The following is a 9,694-nucleotide window of genomic DNA, read 5'->3' on the forward strand; positions in this document are numbered from 1 at the left end:
GCCCTCCCGCCGGACCGACACCCCTATGACCAGTGGGAGAGTCACGGTGTACTTCGCCGCACTGCTCGCGCGCACCGAAGACGGGTGGGAAGCGAGCGACACGGATCTCGACGATGTGGAGACCCTGTCCGATCTGACGGATCTGGCCCGTGAGGCCTCGGTTGACGAGGACACGGTGCTCGTTTTCATCGAGCAGGAGGACGCCTGGTTCGGCGTCATCCGGGTGGACGGTGAGGAGGACCCGCGTATCTACGTCTCGAACGCCTCCGCCGCCACCCGCTCCTCGTACGGGGAGATCCTGCTCACCGATGAACTGCTCGGCCGCGAACCCGGGGCCGAGGACTCGATTGCCGCCCTCGAAGAGCTCGTCGGACTCGACGGCACTGAGGACGACGAGCCGGACAACGCCCCCGACAACGACAACGACGACGACGGACTCGACGCCGTACCGGCAGGCCCGCTCGGTGACACCGGGCTCCTGTCCGACCTCGGGCTTCCCGAGGCGGAGCTGCTGATGCTGCGGTCGGACGCACTGGTGGAGATCGCGGACGCGCTGGGAGCGGCCGAGGTCCTGGAGACCGTCCGTTAAGGTCCGCGGGTGACCGAAGCACCGCACCCGCAGGACCCGCCCCAACCGCTCGACGCACCGCGCGATCCCGTACGGGACCCGTGGCGGGTGGCCATGCGCCGTGCCCTGGACGAGGCCGACCGGGCGGCGGCGGCCGGCGATGTGCCGGTCGGCGCCGTCGTCCTCGCCCCGGACGGCACGCTGCTCGCCGCGGGACACAACGAACGCGAGGCGACCGGAGACCCGACCGCCCACGCCGAGATCCTCGCCCTCCGCCGGGCCGCCGCCGCGCTCGGCGAATGGCGGCTGTCCGGATGCACCCTGGTGGTCACCCTGGAGCCCTGCACGATGTGCGCGGGCGCCCTGGTGCAGTCCCGGGTGGCCCGGGTCGTCTACGGGGCCCGGGACGAAAAGGCCGGCGCGGCCGGCTCGCTCTGGGACGTCGTGCGCGACCGCCGGCTCAACCACCGCCCCGAGGTGATCCCCGGAGTGCTGGAAGCCGACTGCGCGGCCCCTCTCACCGCCTTCTTCCGCCACCGCTGACCTGGCGTCCCCGCCTCGGGGCAGTCCGGCGGGGAATCGGATTTCGACGCACGGCCGAGATGGTCTAAGCTCTCTCTCGGTAGCGTGTCCGAGCGGCCGAAGGAGCTCGCCTCGAAAGCGAGTGTGGGGAAACTCACCGAGGGTTCAAATCCCTCCGCTACCGCAGATGGATGAAGGGGCAGACCCGTTTGGGTCTGCCCCTTCACTGCGTTACGTCACGGGTTCCGGCCGTGCTGTTGTGCGTACGGGGTAGCCGGTGTGCATGACGGAACCTGGGAGCACGGCTGGGAAGGCTGCCGGTAAGCGGTTCCCGGGCACCCTCCTATGGCCTGGTCGGCCAATGCGGACCGGTGCGAGAATGCCTGGGACTCATTGTCCTACCGAAGGAATTCAGCCGTGGAACCGTCCCCGTTGACTGTCGCTGATTGGCACAGGTTGCTCAGTGACTACAGTTCCACCTTCCTGAACTCCGACTATCTCCGTACCGCCGAGGCGGACGGGCGGTCACAGTACATGCTGAGCGAGGCCCAACGGGATGCCGGATGGCTTGGTTACGAGCCGGCGAGCGAGCAGGCCGTGCTGGCTACGGAAGAGCGACTCGGGGTCCGGCTGCCTCCGTCGTACCGGAACTTCCTGCTGACCAGCAACGGCTGGAACAGCATCGACGAGCTCGATCTGCTCCAGGTCGACGAGATCGGGTGGTTTCCCGACCTGACCGACATCCTCGAATCCTGGTCGTCTCCGGATTCGGGATATTTCGCCGAGCATCTCGACAAATTCGAGCGATGCCTCATGATCTCGAACGACGAGGACGGCGACAGCAGCGGTCATTGGGTGCTGCATGCCGACAGTGCCGGGGAGAACGGTGAGTGGACCGCGTACGAATGGTGGCCGGGTGACGGCACCGGCCCCACGCGGCACGACAACTTCGCAGCCCTGATGACGAGCGCGGCAAAGGCCACGTAGCCGGGATCGGTCCGCTTCTCGGGGTCCGTGAGCGATTTGGTATCGCATTCGATGTGCGGCACTGAGACCTGGGTGATTGCGATGTCCCGGCCGAGTGGCCAAGGCAGGAACCGCAGGTGAGCGGGTCACCCGAGCGGGTTCGGTTCCCTCCGCCACCGCAACGGGGAACCGCCCCTACCTGCGTGCACAGGTAGGGGCGGTTTGCCATCGGTCCGTCGGAGCAGATCCTCAGACGATCCAGTGGTCGCCGACACCGCACGGGGCGATTTCGAGCCGGGCGTCGTTGCCGGCGGAGGCGCCGCCGGTCGGGCGCAGGCACAGGTCGTTGCTGACGACGTTACGGATCCAGTTCGTCCCGTCCCCGCGGGGGTCGAGCCACCAGAGCTGGTTGTCGCCGGCCGGGCGGCAGTGGTACTCGCTGACCTTCGAGCCCGCCGGCCTGGCCTTGTAGTAGCTGACGTCCAGGCAGAGCCCGTCCTTGCTGTTGCGGATCAGGAAGACGGGAGCGTTCTGGGGCCCGCCGCTCTTGTGCACGATGTCCAGACTCCACAGCTGGTTGTCGGCGGCCGTGGAGTTGCACGGGTACTGGTTGACCGGAGCGGTCGGCTTGCCCTTGCCGTAGTTCGCGATGTCCACGCACCGGGACGTCGACGCGTTCTTGATCACCGTGTTCTGCACACCCGAACGGCCGTTGGCCCACCGGCGGAGCTTCTCCGCCCCGGTCAGCTCCTTGGGCTTGGGCTTGGGCTTGGGCTTCGTCTTGGGCTTGGGCTTGACCTTGGCCTTCTCGGACGCGCTCGGGGAAGGCGTGAGCGTCTGCTGCGTGGCCGGCGGCACGGCCTGCTTCTCCTTCTCCTTCTCCTTCACCTTCTTGCTCGGCTTGACGGAGGGGGTCGGCGACTCGCTCGTGTACGTGTCCGGTACGGCTGAGCGCTCGCTGCCCAGGACCGTGCCTGCCGCGTTCTGCGTCCGGGTCCGCTCGGGCTCACGGTCGTCCTGTCCGGCTACGAGGAACGGGACCGCGATCAGGATCGCGCCGGCGATCGCCGCAGCCGCCAGCATCGGCTTCTTGGGGCGGCGGCCGGGCGGTTCGCCCTCCGAGTGCGCATTCGCGCCCGCACCACCGCTGCCGGCCGCTGCCGCCGCCACGGCCGCGTCCGGTGCGTCGGGCGCGTCGGGCACCGCGCCGACCGTTCTGACGGCCGGCGGCGTGCCGGTCTCCGGGGCGGACGCGGAGGACGCCGACTCGGCGGAGCCGGAGGACCCGGAGGACTCCGCAGACTCCGCAGACTCCGCGGGCTCGGGGGAAGCCGCGGCGGTGGCCGACGGAACCGGGGCGCCGATGACGGTGCCGGCGCCTGCTTCGCCGGTGCCGGTCGTCGCCTCGTCGGCGCCCGCGACCTCGGAGGACGGGGACGACGGGGACGGTGACGGGGCGTTCGTACGGCCGCCCGGCGTCAGCGCGCCGCCCGGGTCCCCGGCCGCTCCTCGCATCGTGACGGCCCGGCGGACCGACACCGGCGAGTTGCCGGACTTCCCGGATGCACCGGCGGACGGGCCGGACGGTGACGGTATTTCGTTGGAAGGATCATGCTCACGTGCCATGCAATTCCCCTACTCGTCTATGGGTGGGTGTCGCGTCACGGCCCGGCGCCCACGGCTCCGACGCAGCGCTCCGGCCAGTGGCCGGTGCCCTCGGGTGCCGTCGGGAGCCCGTGCACGGCTTCGTCCAGCCGGGCGAGTACGGCACGATCCGCGTCGGGATCGGGCGCGGCCGCCGTGGCAGGACCGGTCAGTTCACGCAGGAAGATCTGTACGGACGGGCCGTCGCGGCGGACGTCCAGCACCCGGAAGAGGGTCCCCGGGGCGAACACCACCTCCTCGAGCCCACGGCTGTGGTCGGCCAGCTGCCGGACTCGGCGGCCCGCCACCGACCAGATGACGTAACTCCCGCCCGGCGTCGTGGCCGCACGGGCGGAGTCGAGCGGCGTGGTGCTCAGCAGGGCGGCATCGCGCAGCAGCGTCCCCGGGCGGGGCAGGGCCGCGCCGGCTGCCGGGTCGCTGCCCGTGCCGCGCAGCACGGCGCCCCGGTAGGACGGCAGCCTGTTCAGCGCCGAGGCCACGCAGGCGCCGTACGGGAGCATGTCGGGCTCGTACTCGCGCAGCGCCCGGACCACCGCGCCATGGCTCAACGGGCCTTCGGGGGTGAGCAGATACATCCGCAGCGCGATCAGGTCGGCGCGGGCCGCCTCCTGTTCCTTGCCGCGCAGCGCGGGCAGCCGGGCGAGGGACCTGGCGACGGCCGCGCCGTGCCGGTCCCACCCCCGGTCCGCGAGCGCGCGGAAGGCGGTCCGTTCCGCTTCGCTGCTGCGGTGTCCGGGATCCAGCGGGACGGGCGCCAGGGGTGTGTAGGGGACCTCGGCCGGGTCCGGGCCCTCCGGGGCACCGGGGGCCACCGTGGCGTCCGGGGTCGCCGAGGTGTCCGGGGTCGCCGTGGCGTCCGGGACCTGGGCGGCCTCGTCCCCTGCGGTTCCGGTTCCGTCCGGCTCCGTCGGCGCCTCGGCCGTCACGTCCCGGGATGCCGTGGCCCCCGGGGTTGCGGGGGGCGTGGCGGGAGCCGGGTCGGCCGGTGCGGCGGATTCCACCCGCACCGGTTTCGCCGGGAGTACGTCGTCGGGACGATCCGGCGCCTCGGTCGCGCTCGGCGCGGGCTCGCTCGGCGTGGACTCGCTCGGCGCGGGCTCGCTCGGCGCGGGCTCGCTCGGCGCGGGCTCGCTCGGCGTGGACTCGCTCGCGGGCTCCTCGGACGGGCTCCGCTCGGCGAGCGGCTCCGGGCCGGCCGCCGCTGCCGGGTTCTCCTCCGCCGCGGGCTCGGCCTGATCGTCGCTTCCGTCGGCTGTGTCGGCTGTGTCAGCTCCGTCGCGGGCGCCGCCTGTGTCGCTTCCAGCGTCTGTGTCGGCTGCGGCTTCTCGCGGTTCATCCGAACCGGAACCACCGGAAACGGAACCATCGGGCCCCTCGGACCGGTCCGGCTCGGCTGTCGGCGGCTCGGCTGTCGGCGGCTCGGCTGTCGGCGGCTCGGCGGGCTCGCTCTGTTCCGGCAGGGGCGCGGTGGGGCCCGGTGCGGTGCCGGACACCGCTTCCCTGGCCGCTTCGGCCCGCCTCCTGGCGCGTCCCAGCGAGCCGATCGGGACGCGGTCGTCCGATCCGTCGAGCTCCTCGGGCTCCGGGCCGGCGCCGGTCCTCCGGGGCATCCCCGGCTTCCCGGTCGCCGACTGGGCTACGGGCCTTCCGGCCGCACCGGGACGGGACGGCCGCCCGGGTGCCCCGGCACCAGCTCCGGCGCTCGCTCCCGCTCCCGCTCCTGCCCCGGCGGTTGCCGCCGCCCCCGTGGCCATGGCTTCGCGCAGCTGCCCGGCCCGTTCGGCCCGCGCCGCCCGCCCGGCGCCCTCCGACGGGCGGACGGGAGCGGATCCCGTGGTCCGGCCCGGCTGTCCCGGTCGCGACGGCTGGGGCGGCAGCTCGGGCCTCGACGACTGCGTCTGCGGCCCCGGCGCCGCACCCGGCCGGCTCACCGGTGCGGGGGCCGGCCGGGCCGGAGCCGGCGGCCTGGCGCGGGCCGGGGCCGGCGCCGGGGCGGCGTAGCGCAGGGTGCGCAGACCGTGCTGGGCGGAGAGCCGGCGCAGTTCGAGGCCGCCGTCGAGGGACACGCCGTGCACGTGCAGCGTCGCGCGCGCACGCAGGGCCGGTGCCAGGGCACCCAGCAGACCCGACAGGGCCGGCCACAGCGACGCGTCCATGACTTCGCCCGGCATGCCCAGCTCGATCACCGGGCCGCCCGGGTCCACCTGACGTGCCGTGGGGGACAGCGCGGGGCCGCCGCGCGGGCCGACCCACAGGCCCGCCCTGGTGACGGTGACCTGCCAGCGGTCGGTCAGGCCGACCACGCCCTCCTCCGGACGTGCGGGACCCGGCAGCGGCGGGGTCCAGCGCAGCACCCGGGGCGGCCGCGCACGGCCGCTCTCGTCGGGCGGCCGGCAAACGACGGCGTCCACGAACGGCATCCACGTCGGCGTGCCGTCCGGTGCGGCCAGGACCGAACGCACGGAGTACGTCCCCAGCGGGCCGGCCGCCGCGACGAGCGGCAGGCCGGTCAGGACCTCCACATCGGCGTCCGTCCGGTCGGACACCGACTGCGCCAGTGACAGCACGTCACGCCGGCCGCCGGGCACGAGCCGCGCACCCGACCTGGCCTCCTGCGGCAGGGAGTCGAGGACCTCGGCGACCTCCTCGGCCGATACGTCCTCCCCGTACGGCACACCGATCACCACGGCCGCGCGCCGGGGGTCGACCGGCACGGCGTGGTAGAGATCGCCCGGCTGGGCCGGGGCCGCACCTGCGGGCCGCACCAGCAGCCCGGCCGGGATCTGTTCCACCACGCAGCCGCCGGCCGTGCCCGAAGGCACACCGCGCAGCGCGGACTGCCAGGACGGCTCCGGGCTGCGCGGGCCCAGCGGCTGCGGCTTCGCGCCGGGGGCGAACCGCCACCAGCCGCCCTCGGCCGCACCCCCGTTGGCGGTGGACGCGACGGGGACGAAGAGCGAACCGCCCGGTACGACGAGGGGCGGGCCGTCCGGGGCCCTCACCTCGAACCCCCAGGCGTCGGCGATCCGGCGGGCGGTGGCGGGCCGGTCCTCGGCGTCGTGCCCGGCACCGGCCATGACCAGTTGTACGGACTCGGTGCCCGAGTCGCGCAGCGAGTCGAGCAGTTCGCTCAGCCTCGGCCAGAAGGAGCGGGCCTCCGCCCCCTCGGCGCCCGCGATGACGGTCACCGTCCCGTCGTCCGCGCGCATGCTGCGCGCCAGATCGGCGACATCCGCAGGCGTGAGCGTGTCGTCCGACGGGGTCCGGAGCAGCAGCAGACCGTCGTGGTCCTCCACCACGAGCCCCTCGGGTGCCGCTTCCGGCAGGTTCACGGCGGCCCGTTCGGCGGGGGCCGGGGAGCGGTCGCCCCGGCGCCGCGCGAAGGGACCACCCCAGCGAGTCACTCCTGCGGCCTTCCGCCGGCCGGCGCACCGGTCGTGGCGGGGTCGGGGCCCGGCGCGGGCGCCGGGTCTCCCACCCGTGTCGTGTGGATGCGCGGCGCTCCCGCCCCGCCCGGCTCCCCGGGCGGCACCGGCCGGGCCTCACCGCGCTCCTGGGCCGCGATCTCCCCGGCCAGCGCCTCGGTGTCCATGACCATCCCGGCCGGGCCGGTCGGGTTGACGTAGAGCGAGTGGCCCTCGGGCAGATCCTCGACCACGTCGGCCACCGGGACCACCCGGGCCGCGAACGTCCCGACGACGCGGTAGTAGGCGGGGGCGGTGAAGACGGGGACCACGGGCTCGCCCTCCGCCGACCGCACGGCCAGCGGCTCGCCGTCGGGGCCCAGGAGCACCGCGACCTTCGCGGCGGCCAGCGTACGAAGCACCTCGCCGGGCGGGCCGTAGCCGGTCACGGCGCGCTGGACGGCGGACTCGACCGGGTCGGTGGCCCTGGGCCAGCCGCGCGCCTGAGGGGAGGGGCGGTACTCCGCGCTGTCCTCCCACGCCACGATCGTGCCCGTGGAGTCCGTACGCCAACGGCCCGGAACCGCCCAGTCCGGCGGCACGCCCGTACCCGACCAGGCGGGATCGGGCACGCTCAGCCAACGGTCGGGAAGGCCCAGGGCCGCATCCGTCACTTCGGGAGGCGGTTCGGGGAAGGTCTCGGTGGCGTCGGCGGACCCGCTGACGTCGGTGGGCTCCGTATCGCCGGTGGGCTCGGTGATGTCCGTGGACTCGGTGACGAGCCGGCCGTACGCCGGTATCGCCCCCGCGTCCGCGTCCGCGTCGGCGTCGGCGTCGGCGTCGGCGGGGAAGGGCTCGGGCTCGGGCGGAGGGGGCATCGTGGGGAGGGGCCCGTTGTCGTACTCAGTCACCGGCGGGCACTCCCGACACAGAAGACACGGTCCATCCCTTCGAACTCACCCTCATCGTTTGACAGTCTGGTGGTGCCGACCCCGAAATCCGGTTTCCGCGCGATGACATACCGGGGTCCGAAGTGTGAACCCCCCATGACGTCGCAGGACGCGACCCGACAGGACCATGGCCCCCACCCCGACGACAACGTTGTTCCCGGCACATCCAACGGCACCCGGATGCCCGGTTCGCACTCCTGGAGAGACGCCGGCCCCCGCCCGCGCGTTCCACCGTTCAAAGGTCAACCGTACCCGCACAACACCTCAGCCAGGCCACTCGTCGGGGAGCTCCTGCGCCTCGTACTCCTCCAGTTCGGCCCTGCCCGCGCGCAGTTCGCTCACCGTGACGAGCTGCCCCACCGGGGCGGACGAGCTGAGGAACAGCACTTCCCTCCCGGGCGGCAGCCGGTCCAGGAGCTCGGGCACGAACATCACCTCGTGCGGGGGCAATCCGCCCGCCGCCGGCTCCGGCGCCGCCGAGAAGACGGGCACCGCCGCCGTACCGTCCTGCGCCTCGGTCACCGTCAGGCCGCCGTTCCCGTCGACGCACACCGCCAACTCGGCGTCGGCGAGCATCAGGGCGAACAGCTCCTGCGACGCGTAGCCGGTGGCGACCAGTTGTACGACGGCGTCCACGGGGCTGACCGGCGGGGCCCAGCCGTGCGCGTCGGGCGAGGGCCGGTAGCCGGGGTTCTCCTCCCACTCGACGATCTCCCCGTTCTCGTCGCTCCGCCAGCGTCCGAGCCTCGCCCACGAGGGCGGGGGCTCGTCCTCGTCACCGTTCCAGTGCCGGTCGACCACGGACATCCAGTGGCCGGGGGCCTCCCGGGCCGCCCTGACGTAGTCCTCGGGCGGCTCGCGGAACCCCGGCCGGCCCCTCAGCACGGCGGTCGGACCGCCCAGGGGCCCGGCGAGCCCCGCGCCTTCGTCCGGGGTGCCGGAAGGGCTCGTCATGCGGGGTCCGTCCCGTCCCGCGAACCGTCCGCCCCGCGCGCCGCCGCGTCGACCGCCTGCCGCAGGGCGTCGGTCTCCACGGTCATGCCGACCGGTCCCGACGGGTTGAGGTAGAGCACATGGCCGTCCGGTATCCGGTCGACCACCTCGGCCACGGGCACCAGTTCGTAACCGAAGCGCCCGGCCGCCCGCAGATAGCCGGGAGACGTGAAGACGGGCACCACCGACGCCCCGTCGGGAGAGGTGGCCGACAGCGGGCTGCCGCCGGGGCCGAGCAGGACGGCGACCTCCGCACCGGCCAGCGCCCTCGGCACCGCCTCACCCGGGCCGTACCCGGTGGCCGCGAGCTGGACCGCCTCGTCCACCGGGTCGGCCGGTGCGGGCCAGCCGAGCGCCTGGGGCGAGGGGCGGTACCCCTCGTTGGCGCGCCACTCCTCGATCTCACCGTCCAGGCCGGACCGCCACTGGCCCACCACCGCCCAGTCCGGCGGTTCGCCCTTCCCGGACCACGCGGGGTCGACCATGCCCAGCCAGTGGTCGGGAGCGAGCCGGGCGGCTTCCTCGATCTCCGCGGGCACCGGCGGCGCGGTGTCGTCAATGAGCCCGGGTCGCGCGGTGGGCGCACCGGCGGCGGTGTTGTCGTTCATGAGCTCCTCGCTGGGAAG

At 73.8% G+C, this 9,694-nt stretch carries 8 protein-coding genes and 1 tRNA gene; 4 read left to right on the forward strand and 5 right to left on the reverse strand.

All coding sequences use genetic code 11. From position 1 onward, the window contains the following. Positions 1–46: 46 nt before the first annotated feature. The 4 genes from ACGFU6_RS26595 (at position 47) to ACGFU6_RS26610 (ending at position 2,077) form a co-directional block, all read left to right on the forward strand. A complete protein-coding gene (locus tag ACGFU6_RS26595; RefSeq protein ID WP_393614576.1) occupies positions 47–589 on the forward strand; it encodes a hypothetical protein in 543 nt (180 codons plus the stop codon). Positions 590–598: 9 nt separating this feature from the next. Next, a complete protein-coding gene (gene tadA, locus ACGFU6_RS26600) occupies positions 599–1,111 on the forward strand; it encodes a tRNA adenosine(34) deaminase TadA (RefSeq protein ID WP_393614450.1) in 513 nt (170 codons plus the stop codon). 78 nt (positions 1,112–1,189) lie between these two features. Further along, a tRNA-Ser gene (locus tag ACGFU6_RS26605) sits at positions 1,190–1,274 on the forward strand. A gap of 233 nt (positions 1,275–1,507) precedes the next feature. Then, complete coding sequence (locus ACGFU6_RS26610) at positions 1,508–2,077, forward strand: SMI1/KNR4 family protein (RefSeq protein WP_393614451.1); 570 nt, start codon at positions 1,508–1,510, stop codon at positions 2,075–2,077. Positions 2,078–2,305: 228 nt separating this feature from the next. On the opposite strand, the gene ACGFU6_RS26615 is transcribed toward ACGFU6_RS26610, so the two are convergent. The 5 genes from ACGFU6_RS26615 to ACGFU6_RS26635 all read right to left on the reverse strand — a co-directional run bounded on the left by ACGFU6_RS26615 (position 2,306) and on the right by ACGFU6_RS26635 (position 9,676). Continuing rightward, complete coding sequence (locus ACGFU6_RS26615; protein WP_393614453.1) at positions 2,306–3,682, reverse strand: RICIN domain-containing protein; 1,377 nt, start codon at positions 3,680–3,682, stop codon at positions 2,306–2,308. A gap of 35 nt (positions 3,683–3,717) precedes the next feature. After that, positions 3,718–7,125, reverse strand: a complete 3,408-nt coding sequence (locus ACGFU6_RS26620; RefSeq protein ID WP_393614455.1) for a hypothetical protein — start codon at positions 7,123–7,125, stop codon at positions 3,718–3,720. Then, positions 7,122–8,036, reverse strand: a complete 915-nt coding sequence (locus tag ACGFU6_RS26625) for a type VII secretion system-associated protein (RefSeq protein WP_393614457.1) — start codon at positions 8,034–8,036, stop codon at positions 7,122–7,124. The genes ACGFU6_RS26620 and ACGFU6_RS26625 overlap by 4 nt, the downstream gene beginning before the upstream one ends. Positions 8,037–8,339: 303 nt before the next feature. Further along, positions 8,340–9,029, reverse strand: coding sequence for a type VII secretion system-associated protein (locus tag ACGFU6_RS26630; RefSeq protein WP_393614458.1), 690 nt, complete (start codon positions 9,027–9,029; stop codon positions 8,340–8,342). Beyond that, positions 9,026–9,676 carry a type VII secretion system-associated protein gene (locus tag ACGFU6_RS26635; protein WP_393614459.1) on the reverse strand — a complete coding sequence of 217 codons (651 nt, stop codon included), beginning with the start codon at positions 9,674–9,676 and terminating at the stop codon, positions 9,026–9,028. The genes ACGFU6_RS26630 and ACGFU6_RS26635 overlap by 4 nt, the downstream gene beginning before the upstream one ends. Positions 9,677–9,694 lie beyond the last annotated feature (18 nt).

It is taken from the genome of Streptomyces sp. NPDC048462 (genome assembly GCF_043200175.1).
GTDB lineage: Bacteria > Actinomycetota > Actinomycetes > Streptomycetales > Streptomycetaceae > Streptomyces.

Excerpts from the sequence above, each read along its gene's own strand:
- ACGFU6_RS26615 (WP_393614453.1), bottom strand. The coding sequence starts at position 3,682 with ATGGCACGTGAGCATGATCCTTCCAACGAAATACCGTCACCGTCCGGC.
- ACGFU6_RS26630 (WP_393614458.1), bottom strand. The coding sequence starts at position 9,029 with ATGACGAGCCCTTCCGGCACCCCGGACGAAGGCGCGGGGCTCGCCGGG.
- ACGFU6_RS26635 (WP_393614459.1), bottom strand. The coding sequence starts at position 9,676 with ATGAACGACAACACCGCCGCCGGTGCGCCCACCGCGCGACCCGGGCTC.